Annotated in this window: 23 protein-coding genes; 10 read left to right on the top strand and 13 right to left on the bottom strand. The window is 61.7% G+C overall.

Annotated features, from left to right (window positions below; genetic code table 11):
• Positions 1–32: 32 nt before the first annotated feature.
• From AC56PL_RS12415 to AC56PL_RS12400, 4 genes are all read right to left on the bottom strand, one after another.
• On the bottom strand, positions 33–275 hold the full coding sequence (locus AC56PL_RS12415; protein WP_497154002.1) for a hypothetical protein: 243 nt from the start codon (positions 273–275) through the stop codon (positions 33–35).
• Positions 276–449: 174 nt separating this feature from the next.
• Positions 450–1,097: a DedA family protein gene (locus AC56PL_RS12410; RefSeq protein WP_497154001.1), complete on the bottom strand. Its 648-nt coding sequence runs from the start codon at positions 1,095–1,097 to the stop codon at positions 450–452.
• A gap of 442 nt (positions 1,098–1,539) precedes the next feature.
• Entirely contained in the window at positions 1,540–4,134 is a 2,595-nt protein-coding gene (locus AC56PL_RS12405) for a helix-turn-helix transcriptional regulator (RefSeq protein WP_497154000.1), read from the bottom strand.
• Between the two features lie 467 nt (positions 4,135–4,601).
• Positions 4,602–5,129 carry an ester cyclase gene (locus AC56PL_RS12400; RefSeq protein WP_497153999.1) on the bottom strand — a complete coding sequence of 176 codons (528 nt, stop codon included), beginning with the start codon at positions 5,127–5,129 and terminating at the stop codon, positions 4,602–4,604.
• A 206-nt stretch (positions 5,130–5,335) separates the two neighbouring features.
• On the opposite strand from AC56PL_RS12400, the gene AC56PL_RS12395 reads away from it, so the two are divergent.
• Together AC56PL_RS12395 and AC56PL_RS12390 are read left to right on the top strand one after the other, a co-directional pair.
• The gene (locus tag AC56PL_RS12395; protein WP_497153998.1) at positions 5,336–6,655 is read left to right on the top strand and encodes a hypothetical protein; all 1,320 of its coding nucleotides are present in this window, start codon (positions 5,336–5,338) and stop codon (positions 6,653–6,655) included.
• Between the two features lie 2 nt (positions 6,656–6,657).
• Entirely contained in the window at positions 6,658–8,046 is a 1,389-nt protein-coding gene (locus AC56PL_RS12390; protein ID WP_497153997.1) for an outer membrane protein assembly factor BamB family protein, read from the top strand.
• 9 nt (positions 8,047–8,055) lie between these two features.
• On the opposite strand, the gene AC56PL_RS12385 is transcribed toward AC56PL_RS12390, so the two are convergent.
• Positions 8,056–9,123 carry an alpha/beta hydrolase-fold protein gene (locus tag AC56PL_RS12385; RefSeq protein ID WP_497153996.1) on the bottom strand — a complete coding sequence of 356 codons (1,068 nt, stop codon included), beginning with the start codon at positions 9,121–9,123 and terminating at the stop codon, positions 8,056–8,058.
• A gap of 23 nt (positions 9,124–9,146) precedes the next feature.
• Positions 9,147–9,692 (bottom strand): TetR/AcrR family transcriptional regulator, encoded by a 546-nt coding sequence (locus tag AC56PL_RS12380; protein WP_497153995.1) that lies wholly within the window; start codon positions 9,690–9,692, stop codon positions 9,147–9,149.
• A 108-nt stretch (positions 9,693–9,800) separates the two neighbouring features.
• Between AC56PL_RS12380 and AC56PL_RS12375 the strand changes: the two genes are divergently transcribed.
• Entirely contained in the window at positions 9,801–10,808 is a 1,008-nt protein-coding gene (locus tag AC56PL_RS12375; protein WP_497153994.1) for an aldo/keto reductase, read from the top strand.
• A 32-nt stretch (positions 10,809–10,840) separates the two neighbouring features.
• Positions 10,841–11,191 carry a VOC family protein gene (locus AC56PL_RS12370; protein ID WP_497153993.1) on the top strand — a complete coding sequence of 117 codons (351 nt, stop codon included), beginning with the start codon at positions 10,841–10,843 and terminating at the stop codon, positions 11,189–11,191.
• A 279-nt stretch (positions 11,192–11,470) separates the two neighbouring features.
• On the opposite strand, the gene AC56PL_RS12365 is transcribed toward AC56PL_RS12370, so the two are convergent.
• Together AC56PL_RS12365 and AC56PL_RS12360 are read right to left on the bottom strand one after the other, a co-directional pair.
• On the bottom strand, positions 11,471–12,445 hold the full coding sequence (locus tag AC56PL_RS12365; protein WP_497153992.1) for an alpha/beta fold hydrolase: 975 nt from the start codon (positions 12,443–12,445) through the stop codon (positions 11,471–11,473).
• 86 nt (positions 12,446–12,531) lie between these two features.
• Entirely contained in the window at positions 12,532–13,158 is a 627-nt protein-coding gene (locus tag AC56PL_RS12360) for a class I SAM-dependent methyltransferase (RefSeq protein WP_497153991.1), read from the bottom strand.
• Between the two features lie 85 nt (positions 13,159–13,243).
• On the opposite strand from AC56PL_RS12360, the gene AC56PL_RS12355 reads away from it, so the two are divergent.
• Complete coding sequence (locus AC56PL_RS12355; RefSeq protein WP_497153990.1) at positions 13,244–13,843, top strand: helix-turn-helix domain-containing protein; 600 nt, start codon at positions 13,244–13,246, stop codon at positions 13,841–13,843.
• A gap of 373 nt (positions 13,844–14,216) precedes the next feature.
• Here the strand turns inward: AC56PL_RS12355 and AC56PL_RS12350 are convergent, their stop codons facing one another.
• Positions 14,217–15,215, bottom strand: coding sequence for an AraC family transcriptional regulator (locus AC56PL_RS12350; RefSeq protein WP_497153989.1), 999 nt, complete (start codon positions 15,213–15,215; stop codon positions 14,217–14,219).
• A 154-nt stretch (positions 15,216–15,369) separates the two neighbouring features.
• Between AC56PL_RS12350 and AC56PL_RS12345 the strand changes: the two genes are divergently transcribed.
• A complete protein-coding gene (locus tag AC56PL_RS12345; RefSeq protein WP_497153988.1) occupies positions 15,370–16,335 on the top strand; it encodes an aldo/keto reductase in 966 nt (321 codons plus the stop codon).
• 30 nt (positions 16,336–16,365) lie between these two features.
• On the top strand, positions 16,366–16,677 hold the full coding sequence (locus AC56PL_RS12340; RefSeq protein WP_497153987.1) for a DUF427 domain-containing protein: 312 nt from the start codon (positions 16,366–16,368) through the stop codon (positions 16,675–16,677).
• A gap of 368 nt (positions 16,678–17,045) precedes the next feature.
• Here AC56PL_RS12340 and AC56PL_RS12335 read toward each other — a convergent pair whose 3' ends face one another.
• Together AC56PL_RS12335 and dnaB are read right to left on the bottom strand one after the other, a co-directional pair.
• Positions 17,046–17,528, bottom strand: a complete 483-nt coding sequence (locus tag AC56PL_RS12335) for a class I SAM-dependent methyltransferase (RefSeq protein WP_497154299.1) — start codon at positions 17,526–17,528, stop codon at positions 17,046–17,048.
• A 254-nt stretch (positions 17,529–17,782) separates the two neighbouring features.
• Positions 17,783–19,168, bottom strand: coding sequence for a replicative DNA helicase (gene dnaB, locus AC56PL_RS12330; RefSeq protein WP_495513962.1), 1,386 nt, complete (start codon positions 19,166–19,168; stop codon positions 17,783–17,785).
• Between the two features lie 504 nt (positions 19,169–19,672).
• Between dnaB and AC56PL_RS12325 the strand changes: the two genes are divergently transcribed.
• Complete coding sequence (locus AC56PL_RS12325) at positions 19,673–20,236, top strand: hypothetical protein (protein WP_497153986.1); 564 nt, start codon at positions 19,673–19,675, stop codon at positions 20,234–20,236.
• 31 nt (positions 20,237–20,267) lie between these two features.
• Here the strand turns inward: AC56PL_RS12325 and AC56PL_RS12320 are convergent, their stop codons facing one another.
• Complete coding sequence (locus tag AC56PL_RS12320) at positions 20,268–20,711, bottom strand: MarR family transcriptional regulator (protein WP_495513960.1); 444 nt, start codon at positions 20,709–20,711, stop codon at positions 20,268–20,270.
• A 131-nt stretch (positions 20,712–20,842) separates the two neighbouring features.
• Here AC56PL_RS12320 and AC56PL_RS12315 point away from each other — a divergent pair, with 131 nt between their 5' ends.
• A complete protein-coding gene (locus AC56PL_RS12315; protein WP_497153985.1) occupies positions 20,843–22,978 on the top strand; it encodes an MMPL family transporter in 2,136 nt (711 codons plus the stop codon).
• A 12-nt stretch (positions 22,979–22,990) separates the two neighbouring features.
• A complete protein-coding gene (locus AC56PL_RS12310; protein ID WP_497153984.1) occupies positions 22,991–23,608 on the top strand; it encodes a lipocalin family protein in 618 nt (205 codons plus the stop codon).
• Between the two features lie 77 nt (positions 23,609–23,685).
• On the opposite strand, the gene rplI is transcribed toward AC56PL_RS12310, so the two are convergent.
• Positions 23,686–24,141 carry a 50S ribosomal protein L9 gene (gene rplI, locus AC56PL_RS12305; RefSeq protein ID WP_495513957.1) on the bottom strand — a complete coding sequence of 152 codons (456 nt, stop codon included), beginning with the start codon at positions 24,139–24,141 and terminating at the stop codon, positions 23,686–23,688.
• Positions 24,142–24,147: the final 6 nt, after the last annotated feature.

Below are 24,147 nucleotides of genomic sequence, written 5' to 3'. Positions count from 1 at the left end.
GGGAGGTCAAACAGGCAGAACGGGAACGGTGGTCACCGGAGGCGGGTGAAGACTTCTTCTGCGGCAAGGGGCAAGACCGGCGGCTCAGATCGCGTGGTCATCGGAATCTTGCCTTCTTTCACTGCTTCGTCGACCGTGCGGTCGAGGGCTTCACAGCGCAGCAGATAGCCACCGGAATCGACGGAAGCGGCCGCGGCCATCTCCCGGCACGTCTGGGAGGCCTCGGCGGTCCATTGAAGGCTCGTGTGAGCGGGGCTGTACTTCGCGATGGACACGCGAGCGTCACAGGTATGGCAGGCGAGAGACTGCAATTTTCCGGATCCCTTCCTCGGATGAACCGAGACTAGGAACCAGGATGTGGCGGGGACCACATAAATTCAGCTCAACGGGACACTCCGCGAGTACCACGCATCGAAACCGGGCCATGTTCCATCTGGGCCCTGTTCGGGTCAGCCGGAGCCTTTGTGGGGGTGCTCGACATCGGATTCGGTGGGTTCAGGATTGCGCCACTGGCGAATCTTCCTGATCACGCGATCAAGGACCACGCCCACCGCCAACGCGACGCAGATCGACACGACCGCACCGAGCAGCGGCTGTTTGTCAAAAAGGTCACCGACAAACCGGCCCATCAGCCCCGAATACAACGCCCACGTGGTACCCGCGATGATGCTCAGGGGCACAAACTTCTTCCGGGGGTAGTGCGTCGCACCTGCGGTCATATTGGCAGCAACGCGACCAACCGGAACATATCGGGCCGTCAGTATGATCACCGCGCCGCGCTTGTCGAGCCCGTGACGCGCCCTGCCGAGGGCCTCACGCACCTTGGGTTTGCGCATCCACGAGAAGCGATCCACGCCGACCCGTCGGCCGATCGTGTAGGCGATGTTGTCGCCGATGATCGCGCCCAAGGCAGCAAGGAGGATGATCAACCATAGATATGGCCGGCCCGTGGATCCGGACAACGACGCCAGGGTCGTCAAGACCGATTCGCTCGGTAGCGGCGGAAAGAACCCGTCGATGACGCACAACGCGAACAGCACCGGATACACCCATAGCGCGCTGGCCTGAGCGCTGATGAATTCGTTGATCACGTCCATATGCGCTGCCGAACTCCTGTCGTCTGCCTGAATCGAGTCTGCACCGGTAGAGCTGGGGTCGCACCTGCTTCGCAAACCCAGCCACCAGACATTTCCGACGATCAGGAAATATCCCCAGGACGCCGTCGGAACCGACCTGCCAATCCGGCAGTCCGCACGAGCGGTGCAAGTAACTTGGAGGCATTCACCGCCTGCAGAACAGGTTTGATCTCGGAGTCAGCGTCAGTCTTGATAACCACATGCGCCTTGCTGATCGCAACAACCTACGACACACCGGGCATCAACCGGTTGGGGTCGCCCAATCCGGCGTCGTCAGTGTGAATCGTCGAAGGTCATTGCTCCACATGTGGTTCGGTTGAGCTCCAATCGGTTTCGAACGAGACTGCGGGACGGTAGCTGCCAGCCCTCGCATGCGGCTGGATCAGAACAGATCCTGATTCGATCAATCACCCCTCAGGGTGTGGCCCAGCTCAATCCGGCTGCCTGCGCCGGTCTTGATCCCGGCGCGGTAGAGGTGTCCCTCGACCGTTCGGACTGACAGGTGCACGCGGTCTGCGATCTGTTTGTTCGTGAAACCCTCATTCACGAGGTGGATGATCTCTCGTTGCCGCGAAGTCAGGTTCGGTGGAGCTCCCGCATGACGCAGCGCAGGTGTGTTCGCGCCACCGCACTCGCTTGCCAGTCGTCGCGCGCGTTCGAGACAAATGGTCGCCGATCCTCGTCGGTTTACCCGGACGAAGACTGTGCCAGCTTGGGCTGCGGCATCTGCCGCCGCCACCCGGTCGCCCATCTCCTCGAAGCGTACGGATATAGCGTTCAGGGCCTCAGCATCGTCGGCGCCCATCGCTGCCGCGTACGCGGCAGCGATGGGCGCTCGCGGCCCTTCGACCAGCGTTGCCAATTCCGCCAACCGCTCGGCGGTAGTAGCGTCGCCGAATTGGGTCGCGGTTTGCAGGCAAACCACCTCGGGTGCGATCTGAGTGCTTTTACGCGCCAATTCCCCAGCAGAACGCGCAATTCCGATTGCCTCGGTGACCATCCCAGCCGAGGCGGTCACCCAAGCTTCAGACAATAGGAACTGCGGCGCCGCGACCACCGACGACTGCGGGAACTCCTCTGTGCAGCTCCTCAGCATCTCTATCGCATCAGAACTCTCCCCTAACATTGCCAACGTCTGAGCCAGTTCATGTTGGTACCGGTACTCCCAGCCTCCGCTCGCCTGCCGACCCGCAAGGACCTGTCCGAATAACCTTCGCGCTGAATCCAGACGACCTCTACCGAGTGCCGCGTGCGCCCGGTAGGTGGCCGTCCAGACCTGCACATTGCCAGGTACATCCACGAATTGACCGGAGATCCGGCCGATCACCTCCTCCAACTCCGCGGTGTACCCCGCGTAGAGCAGATACCGTATGTGCAGATCCGCGAGATAGAAACGCAGTGATGCCGCAAGCCAATAATGTTGGCCGATCTCGTAGCCACGCATTGCAGCACTGCGCATTTCACTCATCCGGCCGCGATCCCCGAGGCCTGTGAGAAGCCCGCACAACGCCACGATCCCGTTCGACGCGAATGGTTGCGGTAACACCAGCGCGGCGTTTGCAGTCTCGATTGCCTCGCCCGGCCGGGCCTGCGTCGCATGGAGAAGCGCATGAACCGCAGTTAGCGCTCCCTCTGCCTCGGCGCTATTGCCCTGGACTACGGCGCCATCCAGCACCGCGCGCGCTTCCGTCGGGCGGCCGAGCATCAGAAGAAGATTGAGCGCGCGGAGGACTGCGAGATGTGCACGTTGATCGTCACTCAAATCCGACGATTCGAAATGTACGACCTCATTCTCAACATCCTCCGCTCGCCAGAGTTGCATCAATGCGAGCAAGTGGACCATTTTGGCGTCATAGCCTGTTCCAGCCGAGCGCGAAAAGCGCTCGGCGAGATGATAGTCCGAAACCAGTATCGCTTCAGTTGCGGCCTCCAAACTGATCGCGGGATCAGGTTTTCGGTCCGACTCCAACATCAACAACGCAAACCGCAGGATGTCATCGAACCCGCTGTCCTCAGAGCTTTCCAGGAGTTCCGCAATCCGCCCTCGTATGCGTCGTAGCCGCAAGGTGCCGGCGCGAGCGCGACGGACCTCTCCATACATTGGGTGCGAAAGTCGCACGGCGTCGCCTGACTGCCCATGTTCTATAGTGGCGAGACCACGCTCTTCGGCCTGTTCCACTACCTCGGCATCCACCAGGCGAATCAGCAGCGCGATGTTCAGTGGCTCAGCAACGGCCAGGATGTCGATCAAGTCGACCATGTCCGGAGGTAACGTGCCCATCTCGCTGACGATCAAGTCGCTCACACTCGCGGCGACAGTGATACCCCCCTCCCAACTCCATCCACCAGAGGTCAGGCGCAAGCGTCCCCCATCGACTTCCTGCTCAACCAAGTGACGTAGATAGAGAACATTCCCGCATGTAATTCGCCACATCTGTTGAGCAGCACTGGGATCAAGCGAACCACCCAACACGGATTCAAGAAGGCGGATCGTTTCTGCTCTCGACAGCGGTTGCACATCAAACCGGTCTAGGTATCCGTCTTTCCACAAGGAGGAAACAGCGTCCGGCGCTAATTTGCCACTTCTGATGGTGAGGACCACCGTGGCAAGTCGCCGCGACACAAGTTGATGTACCACGAAGGCAGACAGGTCATCGAGGAGGTGCGCATCGTCCACCCCGACCACGACCGACGGGCCTCGGTTCCGCCCCACCAAGACCTCGATCACAGCACGGGCAGCATGCATGGAGTCGGACGTGTCAGTCGGCAACCACTCGGCGAAGGCACCTAGCGGGAGAGATCGTGCGGACTCGGTGGCAACTACCCGGCGAACGATCTGCCGCCGCTCTGACATGGTCAGAAGCTCGTCTGCCAGCCTCGTCTTGCCGACGCCAGGTGACCCGGCCAGAACCACCCCACCACCACGCGCACGCCGCATCGCCGCACTGATCGTTTCGAGCTCCTCAGCACGGCCGGTCAATGGCCACCGCCCAGTCATCCGAACAATTTTATCAATTCCGATGCGGCGAAGTCGAACGTTTCTCGCGAACTAACTGTGTCAGGACGAGCTCCAGCTCGTCTAGTCGGGTTACTTCCCAATGTCAGGCGTCAATCCCAAGACTGGACTTATTGCGAATCGACCACCCGCAGAACATAATCCGAAAGTAGCGGAGGTGATGTAACTCCACCGCGCCGTCGAGGTCCCGCGCCAATCGAATTCCGCTCATCCGCACAGGGGCAAGAATGTAACCCCCGCTCGCACCACCACCGCACCCGAATTGGCGTGGTCTGGATGAACGTGTTGATCGATCAGGACGTTCTCGCTGGCGACCACAACATCGCGGTGATGCGGGTCAACATCGTATACAGCGACGACGCCCACTCCTGTGTCGATCCGACCCTGTTCCACCGCAGCACTTTCCGAAACCAGTGCCATGACCCAGGTGAAGGCTGCTGCGATCGCGGTCAGCGACGACGAACCATTCCCGACACACGAGTTTTGGCGTTGAAGGCGGCCTTCATCGCGCGATCCGCGATCGATCCATCGGGCGGCATCATCTTGATCTGGCGAGCAAACTCCATCTGGTCGTAGCGCACCGTGTTGGTGACGACCTTCCCATCTGCGATGACAAAGTGGTCGAAACCCTCCAAGTCGATTGACCGCCCGGTTCCGGCCACTCCGACGAAGGTACCAACGTGACGACCGGTCAAATGCCAGTGGACCAGAACATCTTTGCCGGCCTCGGCGATCGACACGACCTCCATGTCGAAGTCGTGCACGGCCGCGAAGACCTGCTCGAAGTAGGCGGCAATGACGTCGGCTCCACGACACGTGCCGGTTGGGAACTCCACGAGGGTGTCGGTGGTCCAGAAACCACGCAGGCTTTCGATGTCCTGGGCATTGAGGCGGCCCAATGACCACCGGACGAGTTCAGCGTTGGAGACGTCCCTCGGCGGGGCAGTGGTGGTCGAGGTGTGGCTGGGATCGGGCATCTGTCCTCCATGCACTTCTGTGTGCGGCAAGTTCACTGGCGCCGCCTGGCGGGCTTCCATTCCCAGACTGACATTGCACGCCACCCAAAGCGCGTGTAGTCGGCTACTCGACTGACGCCCTTCAACCCGCCGATCTGGCGTCGAGTAACGAACGTGCTGGTCTGGACGACATGGCTTCTGTAGCGGCCACGATCGGGGGGAGACCGATGGACGACGAGAGTTCTTCGCGTAGGAAGGAAGCGTGGACCTTCGCGCTGGTCATCGTGTCCGTCCTCGCGCTAGGGATCGTGTTGGCAGGATTTCTGCAACCTGAGCGCGAACCGGAATTGACGACGGCTCCGCCCACGTCGACCACAGAGGCCGAACCCACTGCGCCCGTCGAGTACGACATGGTGGAAGAACCTGTCGACCTGACGGCACAGATCCCTGGATGCGACGTCGTCGAACAACCTGACGAGTCCGGTGGCTACAGCGCGTTCTCGGTCTCCTCAGTCGACGAGCAGACCTATGACAACCCCAAATTTCCTTGGTTCAACGGCCCGAAGGCGACCGCGATGTCGAACGCGGTGGCCGAGACATTGCCTGACAGTGCAGAGATCGAGTTCGCGAGTCCGGAACGGTCGCTCGTCTTTCAACCGATCATGGACTTCGGTGACTCTGACGCCGAACCCAAAGGGAGCACCATTGCATCGGGATCGGTGGTCAACGATGATGCCAGGGGCAGCCTGACCGTCCAAGTGCAGCAAGGCTCAGCGCCGATTCCATCCTGTGTGGCAGGGTATCTCGACGAGCGTCGCACCTTGCCTGACGGCGTGGTGGTCGATGTGCACGACACCTGGTGGGAAGTGAATGGTGTTCGTACCCTCAGTCGGTCGGCGCAGGCATACGTGGCGGACGGGTCGCTGATCCACGCGAGCTCCACCGACAACTCCGGAGCGACACAACAGGAGCACAGCGGCAAAATCCCCTTGACCACAGATGATCTGGTACGTATCGTCAGCGATCCGCGGCTCCGTATCAGCACTGTCGTTCCGCCTGGGACCCTGGCCCCGCCGGAGGAATGTTATGGCTACTCCGAGGCCAACGGCCCCGCCGTTACTCGTGAGCAGGCACGCAAGCTCGACGCCATCCTCGCGACAATCGATCTAGGCGGGCCGAAGCTGAGACCCTTGCAACCCGGCGGGAACGACACCCTGTGCACTGCGGATCCCGATGCGGGACTCGAGATTTCATTCGCCGGAGGTCAGCCGCTTCCCGTCGAAGAGCGCCCGGTTCCGGGTTCCGATTCCCAGAAGACGCTGCGAACACTCGCTGACGGGACCGTTGTACAGACCGAGCGGTCCTTCCATTCAGCCTCCCCGATGAACAAGCCAGAGGAATCCACGATGCAGATGTCGAGTTCGGTCATCGTGACGCGACCTGCCGGGACGAGGATCTCAGTCAGTTCCAGTGCGGCAACATCCGATCAGGTGCTCTCGTTCAATGAGCTCGAATCCATCGCACTCACACCAGGATTGGAACTGTAGACGTGCCCGACAAGAGCACCTGGCAACTCGTTGCTGCCGCCGCGGCTGCCGTCGTGACCCTCACCGCAGCGGGGTTTGTGCTGGTGGACCACCACACGCAGGCATCGGTCAAGAAGATCACCGGGACGACCGCGCAAACGCCCGGACTCGCCTGGTCCCTCGATGCCGCCGAGTATCTCGGCCGGCCGTTTGCCGACTTCTCCGACCCGCGCGGGGGATCCTCGTACGACTCCGGTCTCCTTGGATTCATCCTTGCGGGAGGCACCCTGGTGACCATTGCCGGCATCCCCAACGACGGATACACCCTCGACGAAGCCGTCATGATAGGCGTCGACCCCGACGATGGGACCGTCCGCTGGGAGGCTCCCGCCGCCGATCTCCAGCAATGCAGCGAGGAACCGCTCGGCGGCAAGATCTATTGCTATGCAATGGATGATGGGTACGAGCTCGTCAGCTATGACACCGGATCCGGCGAGACGGCCAGGCGATCAATCGAGGAATCGATCTTTGGTCTCACCACCACCTCGGACACCCTCTTCATCGTCGAAGGCAGTCCCGAGGAGAACGATGTGCGGGTCCATTCAGGTACGTTCGATGACGTTTCCGCCAACTGGTCGCAAAGCTTCGACATCGGAGGCGGATGGGAGGACGTGTTCGGTCCCGACACGCTGATTGTGACGGACGGCGTCGGCCTCGTGCGGATCAGCAACACGATGGCGCAATTCGATGCCGAGTCGGGTAGCGAGCTGTGGAGCAACGGCGACAACTGCGTGTACGCCGCGAGTCTCGAATCCGGTGGTGTTGTGGCGCAGGCGAACACCGATTGCGAGTCCTACGACACCATTTCCGAGCAGCTACTCAGAGGCCCCGACGGAGAGGTACTCGCCACCGCGACGACCTCCGCCCTGCAGAGCCCAATCCTCGAACACACGTCAGGCTCCGATGCCCCGATTCTGCTGGGCGATTCCGCGTACGACCGTTCCACCGGCGATCGACTCTGGACCAACGTTGATCTCGTAGCCAACGGCCAGGGCGCGTACGGAACCGCGAAAGCCGTCGTCGGCGACATCGCCTACCTCCGTGACACGTCGGGCGAAGTCGAGACGGAAACGGGTATCGACCTGCGAACAGGAAAACAGTTGTGGCACAACGATACTTCCCAACACTTCAACCCGACTGCGGCCGGCGGCAGTGTGATCGTCGGTACCGATGGGATCGCGTTGACGGCTTTCGACGTCAGCACCGGCAAGGTGGTGTGGACCGCGCCGTTCACAGCCATCGACCCCGATCCCGAAACATTCCTCTCGGGTAGTGCGACCGAACGGTACGACGACGGGTGGATCTTCTCGTCGGACCGCCGGATGATCGGTCTCACACCGCTGCCTCGGTGACCGGTGCGGTCATGGGCACAGACGGTCGATCGCGTCGAGGATTGCGTGGCGATACCACGCGTAATCGTGTCCACCGGAGTAGGTTTCGAAGTGCACATCACCTCCGGCGTTCTTCGCCGCGTCCGCGAACCACCGTGACTGATCGACCATCGCGCCCTCGATGTTTCCGACCTGCACCACAACGCGATTGGTGAAAGTGCGGGTACCGGCCATGCGTTTGAGCGACCGAGTGAGCGTCCCGGGTCGCTCGTAGTCGCGTGTTTCGCTCTCTTCGTCGAACCAGAAGGACCCCGACTGTACGATCGCAGCGTCGACGAGGTCGGGGAGGTCGATGAGAAGACCAGCCGCAGCCAGGCCACCGTAGCTTTGGCCGGCGACGATGATCCCTTTCCATCTGATTCCGGCTCGTTCGAGTGCCGGAAGTACTTCCCGCGTCAACAATTGCGTCATCAACGCACGCTTGTCGAGAATGCGCCGGTCGGGTGTGCTGACGAGGATGGCGGTCGGCGATGGTCCGGTTGCATCCTTGTTGCGCTGGGTCATTGCGCTGCGATAGCCGAATTCGGAGTCGGCCCACAGGTCTCCGTCGAACATCACCAAGAGTGGTCCATCCACATCACCGGGAAGAATCGTCAGCGCCCGACCCGATTCGACTATGGAATAGACCGATTCACCCTCGGTCCCACCGTCGCTAGCAGAGGCCGACCAAGCCGGGTGTTTGATCGCACCCGGCAATTCCAGCACCGACGACGAGCCGAGCATACCGAATGGACGGCGAATCACATCAGGATTACTCGGGTCGCAGACAAGGTTGTCGAGGACCTGATAGATCGACATTTCTTGCTGCGCTTCAACGGATTCGAAGATCAGGAAACCGTAACTCACACACGCGTCGTCCGGAAGTCGGACCGTCGTCGCATATACGCCCGGCTCGGTGAGCGTCAGTCCGATGCCACCGTGGATGGTGGTGCCGGGATAACCGGTCAGATGAAGCGAGACGACCACGGGAACATCGCTGTACCAACGAAATGTGACATCGGTGAACCCGGCGACCAGGTTGGGTTCAGTGACCGCCATCAGTTCGATTGCCTCCTCAGGGTTCAAGACGTACCGTGCTCGAGAATCGCCATCAATGCGGCGCCGAAAGGCTCAGAGCCGACATCGCCTCGGACAGCTAGTTGTTCGCTGTAGCCGACGAGAACTGCGACAAAAGCTTCGGCGATCTGAGCCGGATCACCCGGGTGATTGTCAGGGATGAGTTCAGCGATCGCCGTCCGCAGCTCATCGAGTTGGGCACGAACCACGTCCGCCAATGCCGGCGACAGCGCGGCTTCGGCGTAAATCTGGGCGACCAGTCGGGCATGGCCGGTCTCTCGAGACATTGTCCGCATGTGCTCGAGGAGCTCCCGCACCGCCTCGGCGGTGAGTGCGTCCGGAAGTGCGCCACTCGCCTGTTCACAGACTGCAATGACGATCTCGTCTTTGCTTCGGAAGTAGCGGTAGATCGCCCCGTTGGACAGGCCGGTCTCAGCGACGATGTCTGCCATCGACGTTCGCGCAAACCCATGGCTGGCGAACCGAACGCGGGCGGCGTCCACTATCTGTTGACGTCGCGCGTCGAGGTGCGCTTGGGTGACCTTCGGCATAAAAGAGTGACCCCTCGTTTTATTTTGGTACGTTGATCAGATCGTACCGAACACCATCTGGAGCCCACCATGCGCTACAAAGCCTTTTCTCGACACAGCGGCCTTCGGGTGTCTGAATATGCCCTCGGCACCTCGACCTTCGGTGCAGTCGAGACCCTTGACCGACCCGATGCCTCCCGCACGATCTTCGACGCCTTCGTCTCTGCGGGCGGCACCACGTTCGACTCCTCCGACGTCTACCAGGGCGGGCGGGCCGAATCCGTCCTCGGCGAACTGCTTGGTCCCGATAGAGACGATTTCGTGGTGATCACCAAATACACAGGTCTCCGACAAGACCATTCCGGCCCCGGCACAACTGGAAACAGCCGGAAAACCATGATCCGCTCTCTGGAGGCCAGTCTTCGCCGACTCCAGACGGACTACGTAGACGTGTTCATGCCGCACTTCCCGGACGGTGTCACGCCGGTCGCCGAGATCCTCGATACCTTTGACGACTTGATCCGATCCGGAAAGATCCTGCACGGCGGGCTTTCCAACTTCCCTGCCTGGCGGATAGCCGGGGCCGCAACACGATCCGAACTGAAGAATCATGCACCCTTGATCGGCATCGAGACCGAATACAGCCTCGCCGAACGATCTGCCGAGCGGGAACTACTGCCGATGACCCAGGCCCACGGCCTTGGCGCGCTGCTCTATTCACCGTTGGCGGGTGGACTACTCACCGGCAAATACCGACGCGGCGAGACAGGTCGGCTCAATGCTCAGGCCGGTGGAGTCGAGGACAAAGGGCACAACGCGGCAGTACTCGACGCCGTGCTGGCCATCGCCGACGAGATTGGCAGCACCGCCCTTCAGGTGTCCATGTCGTGGCTACGCCGTCGGTCCACACTGGCGAACACCGCACTGATTCCGATCATCGGCCCACGCTCCCTGTCACAGCTGCAGGCATACCTCGACTCGCTCGACTTGGAGTTGAGCGAAGAGCACTATCAGCGCCTCGACGACGTCAGCGCTGTCCGGCTCGGGACACCACACGAAGATGTGACGGCCGCACTCGCGGGCGGCTACGACGGTGACCGCACCACGCTCGACACGCCCCTGATCCCCGTGCTCTAACCGACAGAACTCGCGATAGGAAACCAAATATTATGTCCAGCAACGTACTCGGTGTCAGCTTCGACGCCCACGACGCCTACGCAATCGCCACCTTCTGGGGCGAAGTCCTGCAATGTGCCGTCGCCGATGGAGCCAGCGCAGACCACGCCTCACTCCCGACCGAACCAGGAACGAACCGCCCGCGGATGAGCTTCCACCGAGTCCCCGAAGGCAAATCCGTGAAGAACCGGATGCACCTCGACCTCACCACCACCGACTTCGACACCGAAATCGCCAGACTCATCTCCCTCGGCGCAACCAAACTGAACGATGTCGACCTGGGTATCCGGTGGGCGACGCTCGCCGACCCCGAGGGCAACGAATTCGACGTGATCGACGGGTAGCACCGGAGGCCGGGCGGCTGCCGCCGACACTGAGTGACCGGGCCGAACAAGTTGCCGCACAGGCAATTTACGACCGAAGCCGCACTGCAGTCGAGAGTACGACCAACGGGTCATTCTTCCGAAGAGCTGACAACGCCGCCGCTTCGTAGTCAAGGCGCGGTGGCCGCTTGCGATTCGCTTCAAGACACCATCGGGTCCAGCTTGGCCGGCCAGGAGCTGGAGGGCCGGTAGCCATCCGGCCACCTGACAGTATCCAGGTGGCCGGATGCGCGATCACTCTCACCCGGCGAGAAAGCGGAGCAGTTCCTCGGTGACGAACTGGGGGTTCTCCTCGGCGAGCCAGTGGCCTGCGTTCGGTACGTCCACTGCGTGCACGATGTTGCTCATCCGCGCGGACGCGGTGGCCCGAATCGCGTCGATCTGGCCTTGGGCGGCCATGATCAGAGTGGGAACCTGCGTGGGTGTTGCCGCCATGGTGTCGCTGACATCTCGGTCCAACGCCCGATACAACTCGAAGCCGCCTGTCAGAACACCTGGCCTACTGTAGGTACGCGCGTACTCGTCGATCTCGCTGTCGGAGAAGGGAGATCGATCGGCGGTACCACCGAAGGCCGAGCCCCCGAAAGAAACCTGCGGATAGAACAAGGCGAGGTAGTCGCGGACATCGTCGTCGACCACCGCCTCAGGGACTCGTGGCTGATTGTGAAAAGCGATGTGCCAGCTCAACGAGCGGTAAGTCTGTCCGTCGATCGCGGGACCGGGTAGCGGAAGATCAAGGTAGCCGAGTTTCGCTGTGTCATCAGGGAATTGGGCGGCGTATTGGAATGCGACCGCGGCACCCATGTCGTGGCCTATGACGCGGGCATCGCGCACTCCCAATTGATCGGCGATCAGTGTGTGCACGTACTGGGCCAGCGTCGCTTTGTCATAGCCCCTCGGTGAGCCGGTGCTGTCACCGAGGCCGGGGAGGTCGATTGCGTAGACGGTGTGGTGCTCAGCGAGCGCGGGCATGATGTCCCACCAGCCGTACCAGGTCTGCGGCCAGCCGTGGATGAGCACGACGGGGGTGCCGCTGCCACCGGTGACGTAGTGCATTCGGACGCCGTCGACGTCCGCGAACTCGTGCCGGAAGGCCTTCTCGAACTCCGGGTCGCCCTGGGTCACAGCAGCGTGAGGTGCGACTCCATCGTCAGCCGATGCGGAGCACGCCGCGGTGCTGATCGCGAGCAGAAGGGACAAAACGAGGCCCGCCACGACGCGCGCGGCTCGAGAGGGGCGGTGCAATGGTGTTGGTCGAACGGCGTTCATTGACTTCTTTCTTTCAAAGCGTTTTGACGAGATCACGACGTGCAGCGGATGAGAAGGACATGGTCGGTGACCTCTGCCTTGTTCCCGTCCGGTCCTGTTGCGATCCGGCGGTGTGCGGCAGCTCGCTCGACCGTCCACCCGGCCGGATCCAGATCGATACTCGCTGCCACCTCGCTCGGGCTCGGATACTGCTGACCGGGTTCTTGGTTCCACGACCACGGCGCTGTCGAGCCATGGTCGACGACCAGGAGCCGCCCACCTGGACGCAACGCTTGCGCGGCAACGCGGAAGACTTTCGCCCGGTCGAGATCGAACGAGGTGTGCAGGTAGTGAGCGGTGATCAGATCGAACGTTCCCTGAGGGAATGACTCGTACAGGTCATGTCGCTCGGCACTGACCCGGTCACCGACGCCGTGCGATACCGCCAGCTGGACAAGGCGCGCGACCGCGACAGCCGAGATGTCCACGGCGGTTACGCGCCACCCCTGGCGGGCAAGCCACAGTGTGTCGCCACCGTTGCCGCTGCCGAGATCCAATGCCGATCCCGGCACGAGTCCCGAAACTATTTGCTTGAGTTGAACATTGGGCTCTGGGTCGTTCACTGCCAATCGGCGAGCGTAGACGCCGTCCCAGAAAGATGTCGCATCGGAGGCGCTCATCATGACTCCTTCGTTATGGGCCTCCAGTCTCACCGGAACGATCACGAACTGGCACGAGATCTTGCAGCTTTGGCAAGATGCAAGCATGAACAGCGAAACGGACGACGTACTCGACTCGGTGGCACCGCGGTTGCGCGCGCTGCGACGGGATCGTGGCATCACCCTGGCCGACCTCGCGATCAGGACGGGCGTGTCGGAGAGCACGCTGTCTCGTCTCGAGAATGGCCAGCGCCGGGTGACGTTGGACCTGCTCCTACCGCTTGCGCGTACTTACGACGTCCCGCTCGACGACCTCGTCGGAGGACCGCGCATCGGCGACCCCCGGATCCATCTCAAACCGATCCGCCGCTTCGGAATGACCTTCGTACCTTTGTCCCGGCGTCCGGGAGGGGTGCAGGCGTTCAAGATGATCATCCCGGCCGAGTCGACCCCGAGTGAACCAACACCACAGACTCACGACGGATCCGAATGGCTCTATGTCCTCAATGGCCGACTGCGATTGGTGCTCGGCGATCGCGACATGGTGGTGCCGGCCGGTGAGGCGGCCGAGTTCGACACGTCCGTGCCCCACTGGCTGGGCACTGCCGACGGCGGTGTTGTCGAGTTGCTCATCCTGTTCGGTCCGCAGGGAATGCGCGCGCACGTGCGGGCTGACACATCGCCACGCTCCCACCCCGACGGTTAGCGTCAGACGCCGAGACAGTCGGTGCGGTCCATAATGTGGAGTCCGAATCTTTATGTGACGTCCGACGTTTGGCCGGTTCGCGCGACCCGATACCGTATGACCCCGAGAATCGCAGCAACGCTTGAGCCGCCGCCTTTCAGCGAGAAGCCAAGTGCGAGACCACAGCCACAATAGGATCCGCCACCAAATCCAGCCCGGGAAACACCCTGGATCGACTCGGCCGACGACGCCGCTTCTCCTGCCTCCTGAACGGACCACATGACGTGTACTGCTCGGACCCGCCGCGGCACGGAAAAGATTGTTAGACAGAAAGATCGGCATTGTCTTGGCAGGTTCACTGCATCCCCAGGTTCCCACTGCAGCGACAGAGAGCTCAATGGAGCACGCTGTCTCCGGCTGCCGTCTTTGGGTTTGCACGCAACGCGTTCCGGAAGGCACGAGGTGATGTGCCGACGGTACGACTAAAAGCGGTACTGAAGGCACTTTCTGATTGATAGCCGATGGCCGCGGCTATCGACGACAGTGATTCCTCTGTGCGTAGTGCCGAGCGCGCCAACTGCATCCGCCACTCAATCAGGTAAGTCAATGGCGGGGCGCCAACCTTCGCCTTGAAAGTCTCGGCGAAAGACGAGCGCGACATCGTTGCGACCTCGGCGAGATCTTCCAGCGACCAGCGGCGGCTCGGATCCGCGTGCATTGCACGCAATGTGGCCCCAATGCCGTCTTCACCAACAGCTGCAAGCCATCCCAAAGGGTTGTGAGACGTACCGGCGTGGGCCCTGAGCATGTACACCAAGAGGATCTGTGCCAGGTTGTCGAGCACAAGAGGCCGTCCGGCCTTGTGCAGCTCGATTTCGTTCACAAGGAGGGTTGCAATATTCCACAGCAACTTCCCGTCCGATTCATTCGCTCTGACAACTACGATTGGCGGGAGCGATGCAAACAACATCGACGGGTCGGTCTCACGAAATTCGAAGTTGACACTGCATGTGTACGTGATATCCCGTTGACCGACTTCCAGTCGGGTAGCCTCCGAGTTTCCGCGCAGTGAAAGAGGCGACCCGACAGCTTGAGCTGCCTCGGCAGAACTTCCGATACCGTACGTCGGCGGATTGCCGAGAAGATAGAAATCCCCCTCGGCCAGAAATACCGGATCCAGACCGTCGACACACAACCAGCAATTTCCTTCGACGACCACTCCCAGCTTGATGTGCGGAAACGGAGAGAAGCGAGCCCCCCATGGCGCCTTGGCGTGGAGCGGGACGGGTACCACGGTCTGCGGCCGCGCAAGCGCTAGGACATCTCTGATCGGGTCGTGGATATCGAGGGCGACCTCGCTGCCGGACGATTGGTAACGATTACTGGACTGCACATTATAGACACTACGACAGACGGCTCCGATGATTGACATGAGTGCGGCACAAGCCGCCATGCGTGCGGGGAACACCCACGCATCGATCGGAGTGAGGAGTGGACAAAGTATGCGATACCGATTTCTCGGAAGATCTGGGTTGCGTGTCTCGGAGGTGTCGCTAGGGACGGGCAACTTCGGCACGGGCTGGGGCCACGGTGCTGATGCACCGGAGGCCAAGGCGATGTATGACAAATATCGGGAAGCGGGTGGCAACTTCATCGACAGCGCTTCGAACTACCAGGCAGGCGAAGCCGAAGAGTTCTTGTCCGACATCATCGCATCCGATCGCGAGGACGTGGTTCTGGCCACCAAATACACCATGGGTTCCTCCGCTAGTAGCGGCCTGCAATTGACCGGCAACAGCAGAAAGGCAATGGTTCAGTCGCTCGAGCACAGCCTTCGGCGTCTCGGCACCGATCGCGTAGATGTGCTCTGGGCGCATGTTTCCGACACATCCACACCGATCGAAGAGATACTGCGTGCATTCGACGACCTGACGAGAGCCGGCAAGATTTTGTACGCAGGGCTCTCCAGTTTCCCTGCCTGGCGCGTCGCCACCGGGATGACCATTGCGCAACAACATGGTTGGGCTCCGCTAGTCGCAATCCAGGCTGAGTACAGCCTGGTCGAACGTAGCGCCGACCGAGAGCTGATGCCTATGGCGGAGGCTTTCGGGCTGGGCGTACTCGGCTATTCGCCTCTTGGTGGCGGGCTGCTCACGGGTAAGTACCGCCGCGGCGGTACTGGCCGAGCACAAAGCTCGATCAGCCAGTTTCTACACACCGAGGATGACTCCACGACGAGCAGCATCCTCGATGCTATTGAGGTCGTGGCGAGGGAAGTCGATACAACGCCTGAGCAGGTGGCGATCCGGTGGTCTATGTCCAAGGGCGTGATCCCCATCGTCGGCCCGAGGAACGTGAGCCAACTCACCTCCAATCTCGCGGCCAGCAGTCTCGAAATTCCGGCACATCACCTCGAAGTGCTGGACAGGGTCAGCGCACCCACCTTGGGATATCCCCACGATATGTGGGTCGAACCATCTTCTGTGGACCGCCAACAGTTCGTTCAGGCCTGAAACACGCACTCGATTGATGAGGAAAAACAATTGAGAGCAACACTTGGTGATCAGATCATCGCGACAGCCGACAACAGCGCCGTTGTGACGATCGAGGGGAACCCATATCTTCCCCCCGACTCCATTGACTGGTCGGTGCTGGAAGTCAGCAAGACAACGCACACCTGCCCATGGAAAGGGCAGGCCGAGTATTACTCGCTTGTCGACGGTCCGACGGACGTTGCGTGGGCGTACGTCGAGCCTGACGAGGCCTCTACCAAGCGGGTCGGCACAGACTTCGCTCGCTACGTAGCATTCGAGCGCGCTGTGAAGATAGATGAGGATTCTCCCGCTCCCGCCTGACAACTGCGGCGGGGACGCCACAGGGATGGGCGACCACCCCTTGGGAATGACGCACGCAATCAGCGACGCAACATCACCATGGCATCCTCGTCGCGACTGCGGGCGCGTCACGATGACTGCGCCCGCTACAGATCCGCCTGCACACATCGCGAAACCATGCCACGCCGCCGCGGGCGGCGACCGCTTCACTTCCTTTCGGTATTTTCAGAAATCGATTGTGAGACTGAAGTTCTGACGATCGCTACGGCGGAGCGCAATGATGTTGTCAGTTACGGTGGCCGCCGTCTGCCCGCTAGGTCCTGATGCGACTCGCTGTGCTGCTTCGACGCGAACCGGCTGCCGGTGATCGTCGACGAGGGCGAGCTCTGTCAGAGTGTCTTGCGCTGTCGGGGAATGAATGTCGCGGTCTTGGTTCCATGACCAGGGGCAGTCGGGGCATGATCGACGATCACTAGCACTCCGTGCAGTGCGACGGTCGCTGCTGCTCTGCGAAGGACCCGTTCTCTCGGGATGTCGATCGTGGTGTAGAAGTACTGGGCGGACACCAGATCGAAAGGTCCTTCCGGAAAAGACTGTGCAACATCACATTTCTCGAAGGTCACGTTTGCGGTCAGGCCACGTTCGGCAGCTTGGGTGCGGGCGCGTTCGAGCACCGTGGCGGAGACATCGACGGCTGTGACCGCCCATCCCCCACCTGCGGGCCAGAGTGCTTCCCTGCCTTCGCCGCAGCCGTTATCCAACACCGATGCTGGAGTCAGGTCCGCGGCAGTATCGGCAAGTACGGCAGGAACACACCGTGCGGATTGCCGGCCAAATTCCTGCCGACGGTCGCAACTCGACAAGCTGATCATCACCGGAGCGACAGCGCACCCTCATCGCTAGAGGCCAGCCGTCCCGCCGAATGCACCATCGTATGAGTCGCTGTGAGGGAGACGGCGTTGACGATTCGCTTCAATCAGATCCGGTCCAGCGGGGTCTACTAACGCGACACACCCTGCGCGACACGCCTGCACTAGTCTCAACAATCGACTTGACACCGGCCCACAGTCTCAACATTTACCAGTTTGCGTTATTCGGTCTCAACACTTCCCGATGGCGGCAACAATCAGCCGCGCGCCATATCCACGAACTTGCTGAGGTGCAGCTGGTGAGCGACGGTGATTGTGGCCGTCGGACCGTTACGGTGTTTGCCCACAATGATATCCGCTTCACCGGCACGTGGATCGTCGCGTTCAAAGGCGTCGGGCCGGTGCAGCAGGATGACCATGTCGGCGTCCTGCTCCAGCGATCCCGATTCACGAAGGTCGGAAACCTGCGGCCGCTTGTCGGTACGTTGCTCAGGACCACGGTTCAGCTGGCTGATCGCGACCACCGGAACTTCGATCTCCTTCGCCAAAAGCTTGATGCTTCGGGAGAATTCGGAAACTTCCTGCTGGCGGGATTCGACTTTCTTACCCGACGACATCAGCTGCATGTAGTCGATGACCACAAGCTTGAGATCGTGCTTCTGCTTCATCCGCCTTGCCTTGGCGCGGATTTCCATCATCGTCAGGTTGGGCGAGTCGTCGATGAACAGGGGCGCCTCGGAGATTTCACCCATCCGGCGAGCCAGCCGCGTCCAGTCGTCGTCACTCATCCGGCCGGCGCGCATGTCGCCGAGCTTGATCTTCGCTTCGGCGGAGAGCAACCGCATCACGATCTCGGTTTTGCTCATTTCCAGGGAGAACATGGCACTGGCCATGCCGTGCTTGATCGAGCACGACCGCAAGAAGTCCATGGCGAGCGTTGATTTACCGACACCGGGTCGTGCCGCGACGATGATCATCTGGCCGGGATGAAGCCCATTGGTCAGCTCGTCGAGATCGTGGAACCCGGTCGGCACGCCCTTCGACATTCCGCCTGCCGACGCGATGGAGTCGATCTCGTCCATCGTCGGCTGCAGCAACTCTTCCAACGGGACATAGTCTTCGGTGGTGCGGCGCTCGGTCACCTCGTAGATCTCGGCCTGCGCACGGTCGACCACTTCGGCGACATCCTGGCCATCGGAGCCGGCATAACCGAACTGCACGATGCGTGTGCCTGCCTCGACGAGTCGGCGCAGGATCGACTTCTCGGCGACGATCTCGGCGTAATAGCCGGCATTGGCGGCGGTCGGAACCGTGGAGATCAGCGTGTGCAGGTACGGCGCACCGCCCACTCGACGTAGTTCACCCATTCGGTCCAGCTGGCCGGCCACGGTCACCGCGTCGGCCGGCTCACCTTTGCCGTACAGGTCGAGGATCGCGTCGTACACGGCCTGATGCGCAGGCTTGTAGAAATCACCCGGGCGCAGCTTCTCGAGGACATCGGCAATGGCGTCCTTCGAGAGCATCATTCCGCCCAGAACGGACTGTTCCGCAGCCATGTCCTGCGGGGGTTGACGACCAAAATCTTCGGTCGGTGGCGCCTGATCCTGAGGTTGAGCATATCCGCGGTCATCAACGACGGCCAAGATGCCACCCCTTCGCTAGTTTGTTCGGTTCAAGTCTCGCAGGCCGCTCCGACATCCCGGATCTGCCATGCCGAAGCCGACTCGATTCGACACACTCCGGCAGACACTAAGGGCTGGTGCGGATCCGGCCAAATGCACCTGTGGATCAGCCTGTTAGCCAGCTGTGCACCATCCGCCACATCTTGTTAGCGCCCTGTGTGGAACTTGTGGATAACTGAGATCGGATTTGCGATCATCGCAGCTCAGGGGCTGTTCAATACTTTTAGTTACTGTGGATAGCGTTCTCGCGGCGTGTCCCGAGATGTCCGATTTCGGGCGTGTTCGGTTTAGCTCACGATGAATCACAGATGAAGCGGAAGCCACTGTGGTGCAAACACCCGACAGGTTTTGCGTCCTATCAAAAGTGATCTTCACGATCGTTTTTGCTTGCCGCCGAACCTGGCCACGTGACCAGCCCAATAGTGGTGGAATGAGGTGTCGGGGTTCATTCAAGGGGAGGCGCTCGTGCGGAAAATACTGGGAGCAATCATCGCAGGCGCCGCGACAGCGGTACTACTGACAACGGGTTCGACGGCATCGGCCGCCCCATCTTCCGACTATCACCAAGTGCCGGACCTCTCCGGCTACGCAGCGATCGATCCATCGCCGTACCGATCCCCCGACTACAACGACAACGGGCGCACCTTCTTTGTCACCCCCAGCGGTCGCACGTGTGCGATGGGCCCGGGCTACGGATTCAACGGCTGCAGCGGACATCCGCGAACCGCACCCCCGGGGAATGTCGGGGTGGCCATCTCCGGCGGGCAAGAAGGCCCCTACTGGGTCCCGGCCGACACCAGTTACCGAACCACGCCAACCGGCGGGTTCCGCGCGCCACTCCTCGACATCGGCCAGTCGATCACCGTCGAGGGATCAACCTGCGCCGTGAGCCCTGTCGGTGTCACCTGCGTCGCAGGTCCCCGCGCGTTCACGGTCACGCAGACCTGGTTCAAGTTCGTCTACCCGGCAGGTGACACTCGCCATGACAAGAACTCCGATCCGCGCTTCCTACCGGCAGACCAACGCTGACAATATTTTCTCAAATAGCGAGCGCACCAGCCTATTTCGGATCTTCGAGGTCATCTTGATAGGCCTCCATGGCAGCGACCATCGCCGCGAAGACCCGATGTGCGGCCTCGAGATCGGCGTCGGGCAACTCCGCGAACGCGTCCCGCATGTGCCGGCCGAGTGGCGCAAAGAACTCCCGTGCGACGGACATGCCGTGATCGTCGTAGTGCAGCATCACTTTCCGTCGATCGCTTTCATGCGGTGCCCGCCGGATGTGTTGGGTCGCGATCATTCTCTCGACGAGGTGCGTCACCGCGCCCCCGGACACCTGCATCCGCTTGCCCAGCGCCCCGGCGGTCAGCGGCTCACCGTCAGCGTCGGCGACCATCACGTGCAGCAATGCCCGGAAGTCGTTGGCGCTGAGATCGTTCTGCCCGGCGAAAACCCTGGTGATCCGGTCCGATTCGGCGTTGAGCAGCCGCAGGTCAGAGGACATCTGAGTTTCCAGCGCAGCACGCGGATCCTCAGATGGCGGTTGCTCGGACACAAGTTCCTTCTTCCGGTCAAAGCATCTCGACACGAGATACTTTAGTTGCTCAATAGTTGAACATATGAGACGGTTTTGCAATGGCGATTATCGACAAGTCCATCCATTCTGGCACCCGCTGGGACCACTTCGCTGCCCTCGTGACCGGTCGCCGGTCGTGGTTGGTCGCGCTGGTCGTGTTGATCCTTGCCGGTGGCGCGATGGGTTTGATCGGCGGTAACGATTCGGCCGAAGAGGCGCCGACGTCGCTGCCGACCTCAGCCGATTCGGCGCAGGTCAAAGATCTCCTCGAAGAGTTCCCCGACTCCAATGTGGCGCCCGCGGTCCTGGTGACAGTGCGCTCGGACGGCGCACCCCTCACCCCCGCCGATCAGCAAGCTGTGGCGGCTGCACACCAGCGCATGCTCGCCATCGACCGTTCCGTACCTGCCGATACCCCGGCCGGTCCGCCGGTGATCACCTCACCCGACGGGATGGCCGCGATCTCCATCGTCCCGGTCAACACCGACTTGAGCGGCTTCAAACTCACCGACCTCGTCGATGAACTCCGCAGTGCGGCCGACAACGGCCTGCCTGCCGACCTCAAGACCTATGTCACCGGCGGCCCGGCCTTCGGTGCCGACACCGCCAACGCCTTCTCAGGCGCAAACATCACCCTGCTGGCCGTGACCGCGTTGGTGGTCGCGATACTGCTCATCGCCACCTATCGCTCACCGATCCTGTGGCTGATACCGCTGATCGTCGTCGCCTTCGCCGACCGTGTGGCCAACTCGATCGGCACCGGCTTGGCCGAACTCACCGGCCTGTCGTTCGACGGATCCACCGCCGGGATCACCAGCGTGCTCGTCTTCGGTGCCGGTACCAACTACGCCCTGCTGTTGATATCTCGGTACCGCGAAGAACTCCGCACCGAACCCGATCACCGGGTGGCCCTGCACCACGCCGTCCGTCACGCGGGCCCGGCGATCCTGGCATCCAACGCCACCGTTGTGTTGGCGTTGTTGACCCTGCTGCTCGCCACCCTGCCGAGCACCCGCAGCCTCGGCGCCCTGGCCGCTGCAGGCCTGGTGGTCGCTGTTCTCTTCGCGCTCCTGGTACTGCCACCGCTGTTGGCGCTCTGCGGAACTCGGCTGTTCTGGCCATTCATCCCCAAGGTCGGCGACCCGATTCCGACCGAGGGTGGTCTGTGGTTCCGGATCGCAGGCGGCGTCTCCCGCCACCCGATAAAGGTGTTGGCGGTCGCCCTGACCGTGCTCATCGCCTGCTCACTGGGTCTGGCCGGCGCCCAGATCGGTCTGTCGCAGACCGAGCAGTTCCGGGTGAGTGCCGACTCTGTCGAAGGATTCGACGCACTCGCGCAACACTTTCCGGCAGGCGAGGCCGACCCGACGACAGTCGTGGCGAAAACCGCTACTGCGCAACAGATCCAGGGTGTTCTCGATGCCACCGACGGTGTGGTGTCGGCGTCCGAGGACGGCCGGTCCGAGACCGGATGGACCAAGTGGTCGGTGGTGATCGATGCCGCACCGGCATCCCAGCAGGCCTTCGACATCATCGACGATCTACGTTCGGCCACCGCTGACGTCCCGGACTCCGATGCGCTGGTCGGCGGCTCCGATGCCCAGGCACTCGACACCCGCAATGCCGCGGAAGATGACCGCTTCCTGATCATTCCGCTGATCCTCGCCGTGGTGTTCGTCATCCTCATCGTGTTCCTGCGAGCCCTCGTGGCGCCGGTGGTCCTGGTGGCCACCACGGTCCTGAGCACCGTCGCCGCGATCGGTCTGGGCAGTCTCATCAGTGAGCACGTCTTCGGCTTCCCCGCCCTGGACGACAACGTGCCGCTGTACTCGTTCCTCTTCCTGGTCGCACTCGGCATCGACTACACGATGTTCCTGGTGATCCGAGCCCGCGAGGAGACCCCCGGGCACGGGACCCGCGACGCCATCATCCGCGCGGTGGCCTCCACCGGTGCCGTGATCACCAGTGCCGGAATCGTTTTGGCAGCCGTGTTCTGCGTGCTGGGCATCCTCCCGCTGATCACACTCACCCAGCTCGGCATCATCGTCGGCATCGGCATCCTGCTCGATACCTTCCTCGTGCGCACGGTGGTCATCCCGGCGCTCTTCAGTCTGATCGGGCCTCGAATCTGGTGGCCCGGCAATGTGGATACACAAGCGCGTCCACAACCTGTGTCAGAACCGCAACCGAAGTAGGAGACGACAACCATGACGTTCTCGACTCGTCGCATCACTCAACTCGTGGCAGGCGCCCTGGCAGTGGGATTTGCCCTCGCCCTCGCCGCACCGGCCTCCGCAGACATCAGCTCCGTGCCGCCGCCGTTGAAGCCCGTGGCCAAACTCGACACCGCCCGCTACCTCGGCACCTGGAATCAGGTCGCCGCACTCCCACAGCCGTTCAACCTCATCTGTGCCCGCGACACCAAGGCCAACTACCAACTGATCGACGCATCGAACATCCGGGTCGAGAACACCTGCATCACCTGGACCGGCGGCGACAACCGGATCGTCGGCAACGCCCGCGTCAACGATCCCGTCACCGGCGCGCAGCTGCATGTCAGCTTCCCCGGTGTGCCGACGCAGGAGTCGAAGAGCGGACCCACCAACTACGTTGTCTCCCATATCGCCGACGACTACTCGTGGGCGTTTGTCGGCAACCCGTCGCGCACGTCGGCCTTCGTCTTGTCCCGGGAACCGAACATCAGCGCCGACGGCTGGAAGCAGATCCGTAAGGTCGCCGAGGACGACGGCTATAACGCCTGCCTGATCCTGACCTCACCGACCACCGGTGGCTCGAACGAGATCCGGCCGCTCTGCACCGTCTGATCCCGTAGTCGCAATACCCGGAGATACGACAAACCCCCGACCCAAAGGGCCGGGGGTTTGTCGTAGACAGAAGCTGACTACTCGGCAGCAGCCACGGTCAGGTCGAACTTCGCAACGATGTCGTTGTGAAGGCTGACCACAACCGGGTACTTACCGGTGGCCTTGATGTGCCCCTTGGGCAGTGCGATGGTCCGCTTGTCGAGCGACGGTCCACCAGCGGTCTTGATGGCGCCGACAACATCGTTGGCGGTCACCGAACCGAACAGCTTGCCGGAGTCGTGGGTCTTGACGCCCAGCTTGACCTCGGAAAGCCCTTCGATGGCCTGCTTGATCTCGTTGGCGTGCTCGACGCCACGAACTTCGCGGGCAGCCCGTGAACGACGGATGCCTTCGACCTGCTTCTCTGCACCCTTGGTGGCAGCGATCGCCAGTCCACGCGGGAGCAGGAAGTTACGGCCGTAGCCATCCTTGACCTCGACGGTGTCGCCGGGGACGCCCAGGTTCTCAACCTCTGCGGTGAGGATCAGTTTCATATTCTT

It is taken from the genome of Williamsia sp. Y721 (genome assembly GCF_059683565.1).
This window is presented reverse-complemented; position numbering and strand designations above follow the sequence as displayed.

Coding starts and splice junctions, on each gene's coding strand:
- AC56PL_RS12395 (WP_497153998.1), top strand. CDS start 5,336: ATGGACGACGAGAGTTCTTCGCGTAGGAAGGAAGCGTGGACCTTCGCG.
- AC56PL_RS12315 (WP_497153985.1), top strand. CDS start 20,843: ATGGCGATTATCGACAAGTCCATCCATTCTGGCACCCGCTGGGACCAC.
- AC56PL_RS12380 (WP_497153995.1), bottom strand. CDS start 9,692: ATGCCGAAGGTCACCCAAGCGCACCTCGACGCGCGACGTCAACAGATA.
- AC56PL_RS12385 (WP_497153996.1), bottom strand. CDS start 9,123: ATGGCGGTCACTGAACCCAACCTGGTCGCCGGGTTCACCGATGTCACA.
- AC56PL_RS12310 (WP_497153984.1), top strand. CDS start 22,991: ATGACGTTCTCGACTCGTCGCATCACTCAACTCGTGGCAGGCGCCCTG.
- AC56PL_RS12355 (WP_497153990.1), top strand. CDS start 13,244: ATGAACAGCGAAACGGACGACGTACTCGACTCGGTGGCACCGCGGTTG.
- AC56PL_RS12405 (WP_497154000.1), bottom strand. CDS start 4,134: ATGACTGGGCGGTGGCCATTGACCGGCCGTGCTGAGGAGCTCGAAACG.
- rplI (WP_495513957.1), bottom strand. CDS start 24,141: ATGAAACTGATCCTCACCGCAGAGGTTGAGAACCTGGGCGTCCCCGGC.
- AC56PL_RS12335 (WP_497154299.1), bottom strand. CDS start 17,528: ATGATCAGCTTGTCGAGTTGCGACCGTCGGCAGGAATTTGGCCGGCAA.
- AC56PL_RS12320 (WP_495513960.1), bottom strand. CDS start 20,711: ATGTCCTCTGACCTGCGGCTGCTCAACGCCGAATCGGACCGGATCACC.
- AC56PL_RS12370 (WP_497153993.1), top strand. CDS start 10,841: ATGTCCAGCAACGTACTCGGTGTCAGCTTCGACGCCCACGACGCCTAC.
- AC56PL_RS12400 (WP_497153999.1), bottom strand. CDS start 5,129: ATGCCCGATCCCAGCCACACCTCGACCACCACTGCCCCGCCGAGGGAC.
- AC56PL_RS12410 (WP_497154001.1), bottom strand. CDS start 1,097: ATGGACGTGATCAACGAATTCATCAGCGCTCAGGCCAGCGCGCTATGG.
- AC56PL_RS12360 (WP_497153991.1), bottom strand. CDS start 13,158: ATGAGCGCCTCCGATGCGACATCTTTCTGGGACGGCGTCTACGCTCGC.